This is a genomic window from Candidatus Binataceae bacterium (assembly GCA_035650475.1).
In the GTDB taxonomy this organism is placed as follows: Bacteria; Desulfobacterota; Binatia; order Binatales; family Binataceae; genus JAKAVN01.
Genome location: DASRHP010000004.1, coordinates 194,519 through 211,038, shown reverse-complemented (window position 1 = coordinate 211,038; position 16,520 = coordinate 194,519). Strand labels below are relative to the sequence as shown.

Below are 16,520 nucleotides of genomic sequence, written 5' to 3'. Positions count from 1 at the left end.
GGCGGCGCCCGCGCGGCGCGACGGCGAAGGAGCAATTGCGATGCGCGATGCACGACCGAACGAATCCTCAGTGGTCGAAGCGGTGCGTGGGCTTTTCCCGAAGCTGGCCGCGCGCGTCGAAGCCGCCGAACAAGCGCGCCGCATCCCAGGCGAAACGATGGACGAATTGCACGCGGCGGGATTCTTCCGCTGGTTTGTGCCGAAACGCTACGGCGGTTTCGAATGGATGCCGACGCCGGCTTATGAGGTCGCCATCGAGATGGGCGCGGTCTGCTCGTCCACCGCGTGGGTCGCGCTGCTGTTGAGCGTCCATAACCATCTGCTTGCGCAGATGGATCCGCGCGCGCAGGACGACGTATGGGGCCCGGACCCCGAAACGCTCATCTCGTCCTCATTCGCGCCGGTCGGCACCGTGCGCAGCGTCAAGGGCGGGTTCGAGCTTACCGGCCACTGGCCGTTCTCCTCGGGTGTTGATCATTGTGGATGGGCGATCGTTGCCAGCCGCATCGACGGCGAGCCGGGGCGGGAAGCGTTCTTCCTCGTTTCAAACAAACAGTATGTAATCAACGACAACTGGTATGTGGCGGGGATGAAGGCGACGGGGAGCAAGGAAATTGTCGTCGATCACGAGTTCGTCCCCGATTATCATTCGGTCACATTCCGCGAAGTTAACGCCGACGATCCGCCCGGGCGCTCCGTCAATAGCGTTCCTCTTTACTGGATACCCTTTCTTCCGCTGTTCACCTGGGTCGTATGCGTGCATGCATTCGGACCCGCGCTCTCCGCGCGCGAGGACTATCGGAAGACGACGTTGAAGCGGATCGGCGCCTACAGCGGCGACAAACTGCGCGAGCGGACGCTTTCGATGGCCCGCCTGGCCGAGGCGTCAGCCGAGATTGACAGCGCGCTGCTGCTCTTCAAACGCGACTTCGCCGAGATGGAGCGCGTCGCAAGGGAGCGGCGCCGGATGGATCCGGCCGGGTTCTACCGGACCAGGTTCGACGCCGTTTACGCGCTGGAGCTGTGCGTGCGCGCGGTCGACCGGTTATGGCGCGCCAGCGGAGCGCATGCGCTGTTCGACTCGAGTCCGGTGCAGCGAAACCTGCGCGACATCCATGCGATGAGCCAGCATGGGGGCGCGGACTTCGACGCCGCGCTGACCGACTATGGGCGGTTTCTGCTTGATCCGGAAGCCGCGCCGGGCGGAATATTCGCGCCAGAGCGTCGCGAGCCTCAGGCCGCGGCGCGTTGACCCTGTCTAAGATTGACTCCACCCGTGAAAAACTGAAAGCTCGCGAGGACGTTACTCGCGGAACCCGCGCTCCCAACAAGAGGAAGAAGATCATGCCGGTCGTCGATAACAACAAGGTTCCCCACTTCGCGATTCCCGGAATCAACCATCAGACCGTCGCCGATGCCCGCCAGGGCCTGAAAACGATGGAAGTCTGGAAGCAGACGATCGTGGCCGGCGGCTCGACACCCGTTCATCGCCACGCCTGCGAAGAGGTGATCGTAATCCTGAAGGGCTCCGGCAAGGTAACCATCGAGGGCGTCGAAACTCGCTTCGGGCCGAACAGCACGCTCGTCCTGCCGCACGACGCGGTGCATCAGATCATCAACACGGGTGCGGACGATATGGAATTGATCGCGGCACTCGGGATGGCGCCGGTCCGCGTGCGTACCGGGGACGGCGCCGAACTGCCGCTGCCTTGGCAGGTCCAGTAGCCGGCCTCACAACAGCGGGTTCAGCACCGGCAGGCCGAGCTCCATCATGCCCAGGAACTTGCCAGGGATATTCGCGTTGAGCCCGACATGCCCCATCATCGCCTTGACGTCCTGGTAGCGGCGCTGGAGCGGATGGTCGAGAAAGATCGCACGTCCGCCGGCCGCTGCGTACAGGCGTTCAACCGCCTCCGCCGCGAGCTCTGCTGAGCGCGCCGCGTCATAACGGAAGCGAGCGCGGTGCTTGAGCGAAAACGGCTCGCCCGCGCGCGCCATTTCCATCATCTCGTCGCAATCCTGATAGAGTCTTAGTACGCCGGCATTGATCGTGTAGCTCGCTTCGGCCAGCAGCTTCTGAGCGTAAGGATCGTCCCTGAAGTCCGCGCCGAAACCGGCTTTGCGCGTGCGCGCAATTTCGACCCAGGTGTCGAGAAAGCCGAGCGACGCGCCGAGCGCGCCCGCGCTCAGCGCGCTGATGAAAATCACGGCCCACGGCAGCCGGTAGAGCGGCCCCGGATTCAGTTCCCATCCGGGCAACGGCCGTCCCAGCGTGTAGTCCCAGTGCGACTGGCTGCGATGGTCGGGCACGAATGCGTTATCGACCACGATGTCCTTGCTGCCGGTGCCGGACAGCCCGGATACGTGCCAGTTGTCATCGATTCGGTAATCCGCGCGCGGCAGCAGGAAGGAGCGGAAATCCGGCATCTCGCGCCCTTCCACGATTACGGTGCCGACAATGGCGCCGAGGTTGACCCATTTGCAATGGTCGCATCCGCTGGAGAATGACCAGCGGCCGCTCAAACGGTAGCCGCCCGCGACCCGCTCGGCCTTGCCGGTGGGCGCGTACGAGGACGAGTTCATCGTCGTCGGGTCCGCGCCCCACATCTCCTCCTGCGTCTGTTTCGGAAAGAGCGCGGTCTGCCACGGATGGACGCCGATGATTCCGGCGACCCACCCCGCGCATCCCTCGGCACGCGCGACCTCGCTCACCGCGGCGTAGAACTCCCTGGGATGGGCCTCGCGCCCGCCCCAGCGCGCCGGCTGAAGCCCGCGCACGATTCCGGCGTCGACCAGATCCTTCCACGTTGCGTCGGGGAGCCGGCGCAACTGATTGGCCTCGGCCGCGCGCTCGCGCAAGACGCAGGCGAGCGCCCTCGCGGCGTCAACCAGGCCGGGCTGCGCGGTCGGCCCGCCTTGTGGCTCCATCCTGCCGCTCACGCTTTGCTCCGTCGCACACGATCATCGACCGCGTCACGCGCTGTGTCTAACTGCGCCGCGGTTCACAACGCGCACGCCCCGGCAAGGCTCGCCAGCGCGACGCTGCGCCGGCCCTCGCGCAGGTCGTTGCGGTCGAAGCCGTTGGTCAAATAGGCGAACGAAATCCCGCTCGCCGGATCGGCCCATCCGATCTGGCCGCCGAAGCCCGGATGGCCAAAGGTCGCCGGCGAATTGGTGCGGCCGAATCCGCGCAGGTTGGCCTTGCCGTCGTCGCCCGCGATCACGACGCCCAGCGCGCGATTGGCCAGCATTCCCCGCTGCGGATCCTTGAAGTGCGGGTTGCGGATGCGGAGCGCGTCACGCAGCATCGCCGGCTCCCAAATCTGCTTGCCGTCGTACGAGCGCCCGTCGTGCAACAGCGCCTGGTAGAAGAGCGCGAGATCGCCGGCAGTGGTGATACCGCCGCCGGCGGGCGAGCCCGCCTCGCGCACCTCGGGCTCATTGAATTCGAGGATCATCGCCTCGTTGAGCGCGGCCATCGCGACGCGTGGCGGTGCAATTCCGAGCTGGCGGTAGTCCTCCTCGCGCGCCGGCTCGCCGACCCACGCCACCTCCGCGACGCGCTCGTTGAGCGCGTGCGGAATGCCTATCCTGAGATCGGGCAGGCCGAGGGGCTCCGCGATCCGGATGCGGACGAACGCGCGCAAGTCCAGTCCGCTTATGCGCTCGATAATCTCGGCGAGCGGCCAGAAGTTGGCCTGGATATGATAGGTGAAACGCTCGCCCGGCGGATGCTCGAGCCGCCACTGCGCGAAGCGCGCGAGCCGCCGCTCCCTGTTGGACCATTCCTTCTGCGCGCCCGGCGCGGTGGGAATCGCCGAAGTGTGAGTGAGCAGATGCTCCAGCGTTACCGCGTCCTTGCCGTTGGTGCCGAACTCGGGGACGAACTTCACCACGCGATCGGCAGGGCTGAGCTTGCCCTCCTGGACCAACAGCCATGCCGCTGCCGACGTGATCGCCTTGGTGCACGACATGATGTCGAATAGGGTCGCCGCGGTCGCCGGCCGCTCGACCCCGCCCTGGCGCGCGCGGCCAAACGTGCCCATCGCGCCTATCTTGCCGTTGCGCGCGATCGCAAGCTGACAGGCGGGGAGCAGCCCTTCCTTGATTTCACGTTCCGCGCGATCGAACAGCACCCGGACCTTGTCCGGATTAAGGCCGATGTCCTCGGGCCGTTGCGCGAAAAAGTGCGGCGCGGGCATTTTGAGCGCCCTCCTCTTGAACGTGTGCGCTGCGCCGCAGAGCATATCGAAAAGCCGCAGCCACGCCCAAGCGCGCTGGTTTCGTTTCCGCACCCGCCACGGTTCGCGATAAACTGAGCCGTCCGCTGGCAACCGGAGCAGCAACGATGGATGGGCTGTTTCAATTCGCCGACGATCTCGGGCCGGAAAAGGTAATCGGCATCCATGAGCCGCGGCTGGGACTGCGCGCGATCCTGGTGATCGACAACACCGCGGCCGGCCCGGCGGCCGGCGGATGCCGGATGGCGCCCGACGTCACACTGGAAGAGTGCGCGCGGCTGGCGCGCGCGATGACGCTGAAGAACGCGGCAGCGGGCCTCGCGCACGGCGGCGCCAAGTCGGTGATCGTGGGTGATCCGAAGATGCCCGCGGAGCGCAAGGAGACGATCGTCCGCGCGATGGCGCACGCGATCCGCGACGTCCGCGACTACATCATGGGGCCCGACATGGGGCTGGACGAGCGTGCGATGGCGTGGGTGCACGACGAGATCGGCCGCGCCGTGGGGCTGCCGCGCGAACTCGGTGGAATCCCGCTGGACGAAATCGGCGCTACCGGCTTCGGACTAGCGATCGCGGCCGAGGTGGCGCAGGACTTCTGCGACGTCAGGTTGGCAGGCGCGCGCGTTGCGATCCAGGGTTTCGGCGCCGTCGGCAAACACGCCGCGCGCTTTCTCGCTGAGCGTGGGGCGACGCTGGTCGCGGCTTGCGACACCGCCGGGACGATCGCCAACGACAAGGGCCTGGACGTGCGCGCGCTAACCGCGCTCAAGGAGCAGGGGCGCAGCGTAACCGACTATCCACACGGGACCAGGAAGGAGCGCGAGGCGATTGTCGCGATCGATTGCGACATCTGGATCCCGGCCGCGCGCCCCGACGCGATCACGACGGCCAACGTAGATTCGCTGCGAGCAAAGCTCGTGCTCCAGGGAGCCAACATCCCCGCCTCCGCCGAGGCCGAGGCCCGGATGCACAAGCGCGCCATCCTGTCGGTGCCTGACTTTATCGCCAACGCCGGCGGCGTGATTTGCGCGGCAGTCGAATACAAGGGCGGGACGGAGTCGCTCGCCTTCGACATCATCGAACGCAAGATTCGCGAAAATACGCGCGCGGTGCTGGAAGCGGCGCGAGAGCGGAAAGTCGCGCCGCGCCAGGCGGCTTTGGACCTCGCTCGTCGACGCGTCAGTGCGGCGATGAGCTATCGGCGCTTTTAGCCAGTGGCCTTCGCCCGGCGGCGCCTACTGGGGATAATCTTTCGGTCCGGCCACGAAGGTCAGACCGTCGGTGAGCATCTCGTTGACCAGCACGTCGGCGAACTCGGGATCGATCATCAGCGAAGGGCCGAACCACAGGCGGTCCTCCGCAACATTGGCGCTGAGCCATCGATGCGCACGCTCTGTGAGCGGCGTGAAGATTACGACTTCGCGCTCGTCGGCCATCTGAAAATCGATTTTCACCTTTCGCACTCCTTTCGGAGCGGCGCGCCTCGCGCGCTTCCCTTGGTCCAATTGAGATTTGAGCAATATCAGGGCCACCGCAGCCGGAGACCGATTCTTCTTATGCGGGCGGCGCGCCCGTCGTGGGGCGGCTCGAAAGGAGTCATCGGCTGCAACCGACGGATACAGCGAACGCGCCTTCAGCGCTTGCGATTCGGCTGAAGGCGCGGGTCGTTGGCGGAGACGCACACCGCGTCGGTATAAAGCAGCAGCTTGAACTGAATCGCGGTGGAAGTGATATCCGCGCTTCGATACATCCGCATCATGTTGTCGCGCTGCTCTTGGCAGCCGGCGGCAGTGCGGGTCGAATCCAGATGGATCCAGCGGCTGAGCGGCGCGCGCACTTGAAGCGGGCCGGGCGGATCGCCGGGCGCGAAGGGTGGCGCCAGCAGATACCATCCGACAAGCAGCGAAGCCGCCGCCGCATTTCGGAGCCTGGAGAGCTTCATCGCCGCGTCATTCTAGCGCCCTCGGCGGGGGTCAAAAAGGCATACGCGGCCAACGTGCCCGAGGCGTGACGCGGCGGCGGGATCGTGAAAGATCGAACCCTCAGGAGGTGCCGGTCAGAAATGAAGCCGTCGATGTCGCGCTCATGCACTTTGACGATGCTGTTGAGTATAGCCCTCGTGAGCGTTGCCCCGCGCATCGCGCTCGCGCAGGGCGGATCGCTTGCGCAGGCCTACAGGATTATCGCGTCGAAGCAGTTCGTCGATCTCACGCATTCGTTCAGTCCGTTGACGCCGGTATGGAAGGGGTTCGGGCAGGCGACCTTCTCGCGCGCGGCGGATCCCGAAACCGGCAGGCCATACACAATCGCGAGAGATCGCTTCCGCGCATTTTTCTACTCAATGGTCGGACAGTACGGCACGCACATCGATCCGCCCGCGCACTTCGACCCGAATGGCAAAACCATGGACGAGATTCCGCTGAAACAGATGATGCTGCCGCTGGTGGTCTTCGACATCACGCCAATGCTTGAGAAGGATCCCAACCACGCACTGAGCGTCGAGGACATCAAGGCCTGGGAACGCGAGCACGGGCGCGTGCCGGCAGGATCGTTCGCCGCTCTGCGCACCGACATGTACAGGGACTGGAACACCGATCCGCGGCGCTTCAAGCGCCATCCGTTCCCGTCCTGGTCGCTGGCCGCGCTCAAGTTCCTATACGAGGAGCGTGGGATCGTCGCCAACGGCCACGAATCGCTCGACACCGACACCACCGAGGAGCTCGCATCCGAGGCCTGGCTGCTCAAACACGGCCACTGGCAGATCGAGGCGATGGCGCATCTCGACCGAGTGCCGCCCACCGGCGCACTGATCGTGGTGAGCTGGCCCAAGGTGCGCCACGGCCTTGGGTTTCCGGCGCGCGCCTTTGCGATCCTGCCCTAGGCGCGCCTTCGGCTTGATCGGACGGCCGACTCGTACCAAGCTTGCGCTCGACCCTGAGCCAAGGAGCGATCACGATGGGCAGACTTGATGGCAAAGTCGCGGTCATCACCGGCGCGGCGAGCGGGATGGGGCGAGCGACCGCGCTGCGCTTTGCGCGCGAGGGCGCAGCGGTGGTGGTCGCCGACCTCAACTCGCAGGGCGCCGAGGCCGTAACCTCTGAAATCGCCGCCGGCGGCGGGCGCGCGGTCTTTCAGCGCACCGACGTTGTCAGTGAGGACGCGATCCAGGCGATGATCGAACGCGCGGTCAAGGAGTTCGGCCGCCTCGACATCACTTTCAACAACGCCGGCATCGGCGGCGCGACCGGCCGTCTGGAAGACATCAAGGGCGAGGACTGGGACAAAACGTTTGCGGTGCTGACGCGGGCGGTGTTCTTCGGCATCAAGCATTCGATCCCGCCGATGCGCAGGGGCGGCGGCGGCTCGATCATTTCAACTTCCTCGCTCGCCGGACTGCGCGGCGTCGCCGGCATCCACGCCTACAGCGCGGCCAAGGCGGCGGTCGTCAACCTGACCGAAAGCGCCGCGATCGAGCTGGGGCGCGACCGCATTCGCGTTAATTGCATCTGCCCCGGGGGCATCCTGACCCCGCTGGTCTATCGCGGCATGCCCGGCGGCGAGGAAGCGGCCGCGCGTAATTTGGCTCGCATGCAGCCGATACCGCGGCCCGGGCGTCCGGAGGATATCGCCGCGATGGCGCTGTTCCTCGCCAGCGACGAGTCGGAATGGATCACGGGCACCGCGATGGCGGTTGATGGCGGCCTCAACACCGGCAACGTGCGGATCAATTTCGGTTCGGGCTTCTCGGGCCCGTCGTTCGAACGCCGCGAGCGCCAGTAGCGGGCGATGCCGGCGAGGCGGACTTCCGTGCTCGCCCTGGCGCGGCGGCCATAAAATCCGTCCGAGCCGAACCGGCTTTGGCGCGATTCGGAGGAACTCGCCAAGGGAGAACACCATGGCCAGTCTGCGCGAGATGATCGCCGGCGGCGTCCTGGTCCAGGCGCCGGTCGTCTTCAATCCGCTGAGCGCGAAGCTCGCCGAAGCGGCGGGCTTTCCCGCGCTGTACCTCGGCGGCGGCGGCCTCGGCTACGTCCAGTGCGTCACCGAGGCAAACCTCACGCTCACCGAGATGGTGCGCATCGGGATTGACATCCGCACCGTGTGTCCGCTCCCGCTCATCCTCGACGGCGCGTGCGGCTGGGGCGACCCGATGCATCTGCGTCGGACGATCGCGATGGTCGAGGCGGCCGGCTTCGCGGCGATCGAGATCGAAGACCAGCTGCTGCCCAAGCGCGCGCACCATCACGTGGGCGTGGAGCACATGATCTCGGCCGATCTGATGTGCGCGAAGATTCGCGAGGCCGTGCGCGCGCGGCGCAATCCGGATTTTTTGATTATCGGCCGCACCAACGCCCTGCGCTCGAGCACGATGGACGAGGCGTTGCGGCGCGCCGAGGCCTACCGCGCCGCCGGCGCCGACATGCTGCTGGTGATCGCGAGTACGGTCGAGCATTTCCGCATGCTCGGCGCGCGACTGGCGCCGCCGCTGGTGACGCTCAGCAGCGACGGCCAGCTTCGCAAGCTGGGACTGACCAGGGCCGACCTAGCGTCGCTCGGATTCAGGCTGCTGGTTGACGCGATCACACCGGTCGCCGTCTTTCACAAGGTGCTCAGGCGGTGCTACCGCGCGATCGCCGACTGGGATAGCGCGGCGCTGCTGGCACCGGAGGGCCTGGGGCGCGAGATGGACGCGATTCATCAAACGATCGGACTCGACGAGCTGCTCGCGATCGAACGCGCCACAGTGGAGAAGTAAGGCGTCAGATACGCCGTTTGTTCCCTGTTCGCTCCACTGCGCCGAGATAAGAACCAACCGCGCCTAGATCGCGCGCGATCCTACGCCAGGCTGTGGTTGGCGCGGGGTGGTGCGCCGATTGCATCGAATTGCAACCAGGCGGAGGGAGCGATGGCACGATTCAAGGACATGGTAAGAGTTGCGCGGGTCGCGACGCGGGTTTTCGCCCGACGCGCGTTGCTTGCCGCGAGCGCTGTGTTCAAGCCGGCCACTGAGGAGAGCCCCGCAGCGGAGGATCGGATGCCCGCGGTCTTTCAGCCCGAGGTGCTACTGCCGAGCCAGTATTACGAGGCGATGCGCCGCAAGCATCTGATGGAAGGCGAGAAGCTTCTTATGTTCGCCGTGCTGGAAGACGCGGTCAATACCTTCATGAAGTACGTCAATGCGCAAAGACGCCGCGGACAACGCCTGTTTCGGGAAGCCGAGGAGTGGATTAATCAGCACGACCCGAAGTGGCCGTTCTCGTTCGAGAATATCTGCCAATTCCTCGATATCGATCCCGAATACTTGCGGGCGGGGCTGCGCCGATGGAAGGAAGCGAAGCTCAAAGAAATCGAGCAGTCTCGCCGTGCCGCCCATACGCCGGAGGGCGGGGTCGCGGCTCACACTTGATCTTCGTCGACTTGCGCGTGCGGATTCGACCTCCGGCTCGCCTGCGTTAGTGTTCCATTCGGCGCCACCTCTGACGGCGGTCGAGCGTTCCAGACGCACGCGCGTATCAACTGCGCGATGGTTTACTTTGTTTAGAGCTGTCGCGGCTCGCATTCACCAAATGGCATGTTAATCGCACGTCGTCTGTTCCCGGGCGCTGAGTTTATCGGAGGGCCTGATCAACCAAACCTCAGGGTGCAATGAAATGTCCGCCGATGGCCAAAGACGCGTAGAGGAGCATCTACGCGACCACATGGGCAGCCTGCCCAAGGGCAAAGGGATCTGCGACCGCTGCCTGCAGGCCGAACTGCATGTCAGGTTGGAGGATATCGAGGCGGTCGGCGACCTGCCGCATTTCGACCGCTTCCGCGGCCTCTGTGTGGGCTGTAACGGCGGCGAGAAGTTCGTAACGCGCTACTTCTGAGCGCGCTCAGCACACCGGCTTCATCCTTCCCTTCGTACCGGGCGGAAAACCGTGCGAGTACTCGACGATCTCGCGGGCCACCGTCGATAGATCGGCGTTCTTCGAGGCCTTCCAGACGCGATGGCCGATCATGTTGCCGTCACCCGGCGCAGAGACCGTGACTTCCAGCCCCTGAAAGTCACCTGGAAGCTGCTTGAGCCAACGCAGCATCCGCCGGGCAAACCTCTCGTCGGCGCTGAAGTCGAATTCCATCACACGCCCCTCGGCTCGTCGCGCTCCTGCGCGCTTTCGGTTTCGCCACGCGCCGCGGCCGTGCGCTGCCTGCGCCCGATGACGACGGATCGCGCGCCCCTGGCGCAGAAGATCTCGTCGGCCAGAGTCAGAATCGCCGCGACCAGTGGCGCGACATCCTCACGCTCCTCGGTTGGCGACATGCGTTTGGAGACCTCGTCGGTGTAATCGGTCCATTTTTGAAGAATTCGTTGATCCATTACAGGAACTCCATCGCAAAGTAGCGCCCGCACACCCGTGGACAGCCAAAGTCAGCTTTCCGTTACGGCTCCTCCTCCATCACGATATATCCCGGCGGGCACTCATGCGCGCACAAGCCGCATCCTTTGCAGTAGTCGTAATCGAATACGTAATGGCTGCCGTCGCCGGCCGCCTCAACGGTCTTGAGCACTGCGTTGTCGGGGCACAGCGTCCAGCAGTTGTCGCAGGCCAGGCATTGGCCGCAGGAAAAACATCGATGGCTCTCATCCGTGGCCTGCGCATGCGACAGCCCGGCTTCGATCTCGGCCTCGGCCGTGCGCTCGGACGCGGCGCGGATTCGTGCCTGCGCACGCGGCGCATGCTCGAAGTAGTTCAGATTCAACTCAGCGATCCCGATGGCCATCTCCGTCGGCTGCTCGAGCGCTGTGCCGCGCAGATAGGCGTCGATGGCTTTTGCCGCACGACGCCCGTCGCCAATCGCGCGGCTTACCGTGCCCGAAGCGCGCGCGTCGCCGCCTACGAAAACGCCTTGCGCATTTTCGAGCCGCCCCCAGAAGTCCGGGGCGAAAAACGGGCGCCCGGCGAGCAGCTCTTCCAACCCCGCAGGGTCGACCTCCTGGCCAATCGCCGGGATGACCTGGTCAACGTGGAGAATCGTCTCGGTGCCCTCGAAAGCGACCGGCCGGCGGCTGCCGTCGGGCCGCTCAATTTCCTTCATGTGCACCATTTCGGCGCCAACCACACGCTCGCCGCGGATTATGAGGCGGCGCAGGCCGCGGCGCTCGTGAATGATCACCCCCTCCTCGATTGCCTGGCGGATTTCGCGCTCGGTGGCGCTCATCGCGTCGCCCGGCGCGACATCGCGACCGGGCAGCGCCTGAAAGGTGATCACATGCACTTCGGCGGCGCCGGCCAGGCGGAACACGCGCGCCAGATCGATCGCGGTGTTGCCGCCGCCGATAATTGCGATGCGCCGCCATGCGGGGAGCGCGCCGATCGATACCCATTCCTTGAGAATGTCGAGGGCGGCGCGCGCGTCGCGCGGAACCACCCCGTCGGTGCTCCATTCGCGGCCGCGCTGGGCTCCCGGCGCGAGAAATACAGCCGCATGCGACGCCTGCAACTCCTCGATTGTGAAATCGCGGCCGAGCCGTCGGCAGGGATTGAATTTGATCCCGATCGCAAGTAACCGCTCCACTTCCGCGTCCAGCACCGCGCGCGGAAGCCGATACGGCGGCAACGCCGAGCGCAGAAGCCCGCCGGCCAACGGCTCGCCCTCGAAAAGAGCCACTTCGTGGCCGCGGCGGACGAGATGGTAGGCAGTGGAAAGGCCCGCGGGTCCCGCGCCGACGACCGCGACCGGTGCTGCTGCCGGGCGCGGCTTGGCTACCGCGTAGTTCCATCCCTGCCTTATCGCCTCGTCGCCCAGGAAGCGTTCCACGCAGTGGATCGCAATCGGCTCATCGAACTGCCTGCGATTGCAGGCTGACTCGCACGGATGAGGGCACACGCGGCCACTCACCGCAGGCAGCGGATTCGCCCGCACCAGGGTCTCCCAGGCCGCCTTCGGATCGCCCTCGGCAAGCCGCGCAAGGTAGGCCTGCACGTCCTCGCCGGCCGGACAGGCGACGTGGCAGGGTGCGCTGCGGTAGCGATGCGCCGGGCGCTGCAAGCGCCACTCGCCGGTCTTGAGCGTTAACGAGCTTCCCGCCAGAGCAATCGCGCCGCGTGTCAGGATGGTCATCGCCGCCGTTTGCCTCTGCTCATGCCCATCGCAGCCCGCCGCGGCGGACGGTGTCGGCGCCCTCACTGTCGCGCGGTCCGGGCGTGTCCGCGCGCAGTTTGTAAGTTTCGATATTGTGGTCGGCGAGCGCCTGGAGATGTTCGAGCTCCTCGTGCGCCAACGGATCGTCGGCGAACAGATGCACAAAGCGCTCCTGCAACCGGAGATAGTCGGCGACCGGGCGTACGTTGCGAAGTCGCATTACCGCGACCACTTCGCCGCGCTCCATCTCGATCAGCGGAAAGAGCCCGCTTTGCACGGCAAGTCGCGCAACCTCGATGCTCAGTGCGCCGTCGTGGCCCCATCCAAGCGGACACGGCGAGTGAATCTGGATGAAGGCTGCGCCTTCAATCTCGAGCCCGCGCCGCACCTTCTGTCGGATATCGGAGGGATAGGCGACCGACGCGGTCGCGGCATAGGGGATATGGTGTGCGGCGATGATCGATAAGAGATCCTTCTTGAGGTGGCGCTTGCCCTTCCGATGCATGCCCGCGGGCGACGTGGTGGTCGTCGCGGCGTGCGGCGTCGAGCTCGAGCGCTGGACGCCGGTGTTCATGTAAGCCTCGTTGTCGTGGCAGACGTAGAGAACGTTATGGTTGCGCTCGAGCATCCCCGACAGCGCCTGAAAGCCGATGTCAAAAGTGCCGCCGTCGCCGCCCATCGCGATCACTTTGGTCGAACGCCCTTGCGCCTTGAGCGCAGCCTCCATTCCAGAGGCGATTGCCGGCGCGTTCTCGAACAGCGAGTGCATCCACGGCACGCGCCAGGCGGTAAACGGCCAGGCGGTGGTGAAGACTTCCAGGCAGCCGGTCGCGTTGGCCACCAGAATGTCGGGGCCCGCTGCCTCGGTCACCAACCGCGCGGCGAGCGCCTGGCCGCATCCGGGGCAAGCGAAATGTCCTGAGTCGAGGCCGCGAAACGAGGGTTGGCGGCGTCTCAAATCGGCGGCCGCAGGCGGCGTCTTTGCTTCGGCCATCTCTTACCTCGCGTCGGCTAGCGATCCTGGTGGGCGAGCTTGTCCGGCTCGAGGTCGAAGACCGCAAAGCGCGCGGGCCGCGCGGCCTTCACCGCTTCGAGCAACTGAGGATAGAGGCTGGGCGCGACGTCGCGCCCGCCGAGACCAACCGCAAAGTTGTAAATGCGCGGCGCAGTGGGAAGCTCGCTCAGCGCGGCCCGCACTTCGTTGCCCAGGATTCCACCGGCGCCGATCGACAATGCGCGGTCGAGCACGATCAGGTCGGACATGCCGCGGCAGGCTTGCTGCAAGGCGTCGAACGGAAAGGGGCGAAATGTGCGCAGCTTTATCAGCTTGACCGGTTCAGCCGACGGGTATTGTGCGGCCGCGTCCGCCAGCGTGCCGAACACCGAACCGAGACAGAGAATCCCAACGCGCGCGTCGGCAGGACCCTCGAGCGCAAGCAGGCCGCCCGCGGAGCGCCCGGTCAGCGCGCGCCATTCGCGCTCGGCATCGAGGATCGCGTCCTGAGCGCGAAGAACCGCCTGATGATGGGCGTGGCGCGCCTCGGGATAAAAGTCGGGCGATACCAGCGTGCCGATACTGATCGGATTGCGCGGATCGAGCGCGCGCGCGAACCGGTACGGGGGCAGGAAGCGATCGACCTGCTCGTGGGTCGGAAGCTCCAACGGCTCCAACGTGTGCGTCAGGACGAAGCCATCAACGCAGACCATCACCGGCAGCTCGGTCTGCTCGGCGATGCGAAAGGCGGTGACGGTGGTGTCAACGGCCTCCTGGTTGTCAGCGCAGTAGAGTTGAATCCAGCCGGCGTCGCGCACCGACATCGAGTCCTGATGGTCGTTCCACGCCGAAACCGGCGCGCCCACGGCGCGGTTCGCGCACGTCATCACCAACGGAATCCGCAGGCCCGCAATGTTGTAGAGCACCTCCGTCATCAGCAGGATTCCCTGTGCGCTGCTCGCCGTGTAGGCGCGCGAGCCTGCGGCGGCCGCGCCAAGCGCCACCGAGGCCGCCGAAAACTCGCTCTCGACGCTGACCAACTCGCATTCCAATTCGCCATCAGCGATGAGTCGGGCGAGGTTCTCGACGATGTGCGTCTGCGGCGTGATCGGATAGGCGGCGACCACCTGCGGGCGGCACAGCGCAACCGCACGTGCGATCGCCTCGGAACCTTCAAGCGGTTGCTGCACGTTCAGCCTCTTCCTGCCACACAGCCGCCTGCACGCGCGCTGCCGCTGCGCCGACGAGGCGACGGTTGCGGTCGAGCATCTCGCCTTGGAAGCGGCGCGCAAGCGCCTTCTCCAGCGCGGCCAACGGGAGGAGTTCCGTAAGCGCGAGGAATGCCGCCACAAGCGCCGTATTCGGCACCGGCAGGCCGAGAATCTCGATCGCCAGCGCGGTCGCGGGAATCGTAACCGTACGTGCGGCACCCGGGACCCGAAGCTGCTCGGCAGACCGGCGCGAATTGACCAGAACCCCTCCGCCCGGCAGCAACCCGCCGGTGATCCCACTGACGTGAAGCAGCTTCTCGTCCTGAATGATCAGAAAGCGCGGGTTGTGGACCTGCGAACGGAGCCTCACCGGACGGTCCGCGATGCGGACGAAGGCGGCCACGGGCGCGCCGCGCCGCTCGGGACCAAAGCTGGGGAAAGCCTGGCCAAAGCGTCCTGCTTCGAAAGCCGCGGTCGCGAGGAGATAGGCCGCAACCACGTTGCCTTGGCCGCCGCGGCCGTGAATGCGGATCTCGGTCAAGCCGGTGCGAGCCATCGGGTCAGAGCAGAGCAACGCGCGTGCCTGAAAGTCGCCGCCGACGGCCCAGGCGCGCACCCTATCGTGCGTCGAAAGGAGTCACGCCCGGCGGGCCGATGTATCCGTCGGAAGCATTCGCCGTTGGCAGGTTGCTTGCAGCATCGAGAGCACAGAGGCGGCAAGGGGTTTGGCGGAGGCAACGCAACACTGAACAGGAGCAACGATGCAGCGTCGGGCCCAACACGAGATAGAGATTTTCAAGGTTGCCGGTGTGCAGGTGGCCCTCGATTATTCGTGGGCGATCCTGTTCGCGGTGGTTCTCTGGAGCCTGGCGGCGGGCTATTTCCCTTACGCCTACCCGGGCTACGGACGAGCCAGCTACTGGATAGTCGGCCTCGCGGCCACTATTCTGTTCTTTGCCTCGGTACTGATCCACGAGCTTGCCCACGCGGCGGTGGCGAACCGGCTGGGCGAACAGGTGGACCGCATCACCCTGTTCGTCTTCGGCGGGTTGGCGCATCTGAGCGGTGAGCCGCGCAACCCCTTCGACGAAATGCGGATCGCTGCGGTCGGCCCCCTGACGAGCGCCCTCCTCGCCGGCGTCTTTTGGCTTATCCCACACGTCCTGGGCATCGATGCGCCATTGTGGAGGGCGGTCTTCGACTATTTGTCATTCGTCAACGTTGCGCTTGCGGTCTTCAACCTGCTGCCCGGATTTCCGCTCGACGGCGGGCGGCTGTTCCGGGCGATCGCATGGTGGTGGAGCGGCGACCTGCGGCGGGCGAGCGAGAGGGCGGCGAACTGGGGACAGGGAATCGGCTACGGCCTGATCCTGTTAGGCGCGCTGGAGATCTTCGGCGGTTCGCTCGCCGGCGGACTCTGGCTCATCTTCATCGGCCTGTTCCTGAAAGCGGCGGCGGTCGGCAGCTATCAGCACGTCGTGGTCCAGCAGACGCTCGGCCACACGCGCGTCAGCGACATCATGATCCGCGAACCGGCGACGCTCAGCCCCGAGCTCACGATCGCCGAGGCCGTCGAGCAAAGCTTCCTGCGCTACGGCTACGCCGGATTCCCGGTGGTGAGCGACGGCCGTCCGCTTGGCCTGCTCTCATTGTCCGAGGTAAGCGCATGTCCGGCGCCCGAACGCACGCAGCGCCGCGTTGCCGACCTGATGCAGCCGCTGGACGAAAGCCTGAGCATTGCCGCCTCAGCGAGCGCCGCCGACGCGCTGCGCCGGATGGCCGAGCGCGACGTCGGCCGTCTGCTGGTGACTGATAACGGTCGCCTGGTCGGAATGATCACGCGCTCGGGAATCGCGCGCTTCGTGCAGTTCCGCAGCCTGCTGGCTGCCGAAGACCATGAGCGTATCGCACATCGGGTGCCGCAACCCGGCCCAGCCGCCTGAAACA

19 protein-coding genes are annotated in these 16,520 nt (G+C 65.8%); 9 read left to right on the top strand and 10 right to left on the bottom strand.

The features are described 5' to 3' along the window. The first annotated feature begins 40 nt into the window (after positions 1-40). The gene (locus VFB33_01910; protein HZO80421.1) at positions 41-1,252 is read left to right on the top strand and encodes an acyl-CoA dehydrogenase family protein; all 1,212 of its coding nucleotides are present in this window, start codon (positions 41-43) and stop codon (positions 1,250-1,252) included. 92 nt (positions 1,253-1,344) lie between these two features. Next, a complete protein-coding gene (locus VFB33_01905) occupies positions 1,345-1,725 on the top strand; it encodes a cupin domain-containing protein (GenBank protein ID HZO80420.1) in 381 nt (126 codons plus the stop codon). 6 nt (positions 1,726-1,731) lie between these two features. Here the strand turns inward: VFB33_01905 and VFB33_01900 are convergent, their stop codons facing one another. Further along, positions 1,732-2,940, bottom strand: a complete 1,209-nt coding sequence (locus VFB33_01900; protein HZO80419.1) for an acyl-CoA dehydrogenase family protein — start codon at positions 2,938-2,940, stop codon at positions 1,732-1,734. Between the two features lie 62 nt (positions 2,941-3,002). After that, a complete protein-coding gene (locus VFB33_01895; protein ID HZO80418.1) occupies positions 3,003-4,202 on the bottom strand; it encodes a serine hydrolase domain-containing protein in 1,200 nt (399 codons plus the stop codon). Positions 4,203-4,348: 146 nt separating this feature from the next. On the opposite strand from VFB33_01895, the gene VFB33_01890 reads away from it, so the two are divergent. Next, entirely contained in the window at positions 4,349-5,452 is a 1,104-nt protein-coding gene (locus VFB33_01890) for a Glu/Leu/Phe/Val dehydrogenase (GenBank protein HZO80417.1), read from the top strand. A 24-nt stretch (positions 5,453-5,476) separates the two neighbouring features. Here VFB33_01890 and VFB33_01885 read toward each other — a convergent pair whose 3' ends face one another. Together VFB33_01885 and VFB33_01880 are read right to left on the bottom strand one after the other, a co-directional pair. Continuing rightward, positions 5,477-5,695 carry a hypothetical protein gene (locus VFB33_01885; GenBank protein HZO80416.1) on the bottom strand — a complete coding sequence of 73 codons (219 nt, stop codon included), beginning with the start codon at positions 5,693-5,695 and terminating at the stop codon, positions 5,477-5,479. A 179-nt stretch (positions 5,696-5,874) separates the two neighbouring features. Continuing rightward, positions 5,875-6,183, bottom strand: coding sequence for a hypothetical protein (locus VFB33_01880; protein HZO80415.1), 309 nt, complete (start codon positions 6,181-6,183; stop codon positions 5,875-5,877). Positions 6,184-6,360: 177 nt separating this feature from the next. Between VFB33_01880 and VFB33_01875 the strand changes: the two genes are divergently transcribed. The 5 genes from VFB33_01875 (at position 6,361) to VFB33_01855 (ending at position 10,111) form a co-directional block, all read left to right on the top strand. Beyond that, on the top strand, positions 6,361-7,122 hold the full coding sequence (locus tag VFB33_01875) for a cyclase family protein (protein HZO80414.1): 762 nt from the start codon (positions 6,361-6,363) through the stop codon (positions 7,120-7,122). A gap of 74 nt (positions 7,123-7,196) precedes the next feature. Further along, positions 7,197-8,021: an SDR family oxidoreductase gene (locus VFB33_01870; protein HZO80413.1), complete on the top strand. Its 825-nt coding sequence runs from the start codon at positions 7,197-7,199 to the stop codon at positions 8,019-8,021. Positions 8,022-8,136: 115 nt separating this feature from the next. After that, complete coding sequence (locus VFB33_01865; protein ID HZO80412.1) at positions 8,137-8,997, top strand: isocitrate lyase/phosphoenolpyruvate mutase family protein; 861 nt, start codon at positions 8,137-8,139, stop codon at positions 8,995-8,997. Between the two features lie 150 nt (positions 8,998-9,147). Beyond that, complete coding sequence (locus tag VFB33_01860) at positions 9,148-9,648, top strand: hypothetical protein (GenBank protein HZO80411.1); 501 nt, start codon at positions 9,148-9,150, stop codon at positions 9,646-9,648. Positions 9,649-9,892: 244 nt separating this feature from the next. Beyond that, the gene (locus VFB33_01855; GenBank protein ID HZO80410.1) at positions 9,893-10,111 is read left to right on the top strand and encodes a hypothetical protein; all 219 of its coding nucleotides are present in this window, start codon (positions 9,893-9,895) and stop codon (positions 10,109-10,111) included. Positions 10,112-10,117: 6 nt separating this feature from the next. Here VFB33_01855 and VFB33_01850 read toward each other — a convergent pair whose 3' ends face one another. The 6 genes from VFB33_01850 to VFB33_01825 form a co-directional block, all read right to left on the bottom strand. Beyond that, positions 10,118-10,363, bottom strand: a complete 246-nt coding sequence (locus VFB33_01850; protein HZO80409.1) for a hypothetical protein — start codon at positions 10,361-10,363, stop codon at positions 10,118-10,120. Continuing rightward, positions 10,363-10,602, bottom strand: coding sequence for a hypothetical protein (locus tag VFB33_01845; protein HZO80408.1), 240 nt, complete (start codon positions 10,600-10,602; stop codon positions 10,363-10,365). The genes VFB33_01850 and VFB33_01845 overlap by 1 nt, the downstream gene beginning before the upstream one ends. A gap of 62 nt (positions 10,603-10,664) precedes the next feature. Continuing rightward, positions 10,665-12,347 carry an NAD(P)-binding protein gene (locus tag VFB33_01840; protein HZO80407.1) on the bottom strand — a complete coding sequence of 561 codons (1,683 nt, stop codon included), beginning with the start codon at positions 12,345-12,347 and terminating at the stop codon, positions 10,665-10,667. Positions 12,348-12,366: 19 nt separating this feature from the next. Next, positions 12,367-13,362, bottom strand: coding sequence for a thiamine pyrophosphate-dependent enzyme (locus tag VFB33_01835; protein ID HZO80406.1), 996 nt, complete (start codon positions 13,360-13,362; stop codon positions 12,367-12,369). A 17-nt stretch (positions 13,363-13,379) separates the two neighbouring features. Beyond that, positions 13,380-14,552, bottom strand: a complete 1,173-nt coding sequence (locus tag VFB33_01830; GenBank protein HZO80405.1) for a hypothetical protein — start codon at positions 14,550-14,552, stop codon at positions 13,380-13,382. Continuing rightward, positions 14,536-15,129, bottom strand: a complete 594-nt coding sequence (locus VFB33_01825; GenBank protein HZO80404.1) for a 2-oxoacid:acceptor oxidoreductase family protein — start codon at positions 15,127-15,129, stop codon at positions 14,536-14,538. Before VFB33_01825 ends, VFB33_01830 begins: the two co-directional genes overlap by 17 nt. Positions 15,130-15,334: 205 nt before the next feature. Between VFB33_01825 and VFB33_01820 the strand changes: the two genes are divergently transcribed. Continuing rightward, positions 15,335-16,516, top strand: coding sequence for a site-2 protease family protein (locus VFB33_01820; GenBank protein HZO80403.1), 1,182 nt, complete (start codon positions 15,335-15,337; stop codon positions 16,514-16,516). Positions 16,517-16,520 lie beyond the last annotated feature (4 nt).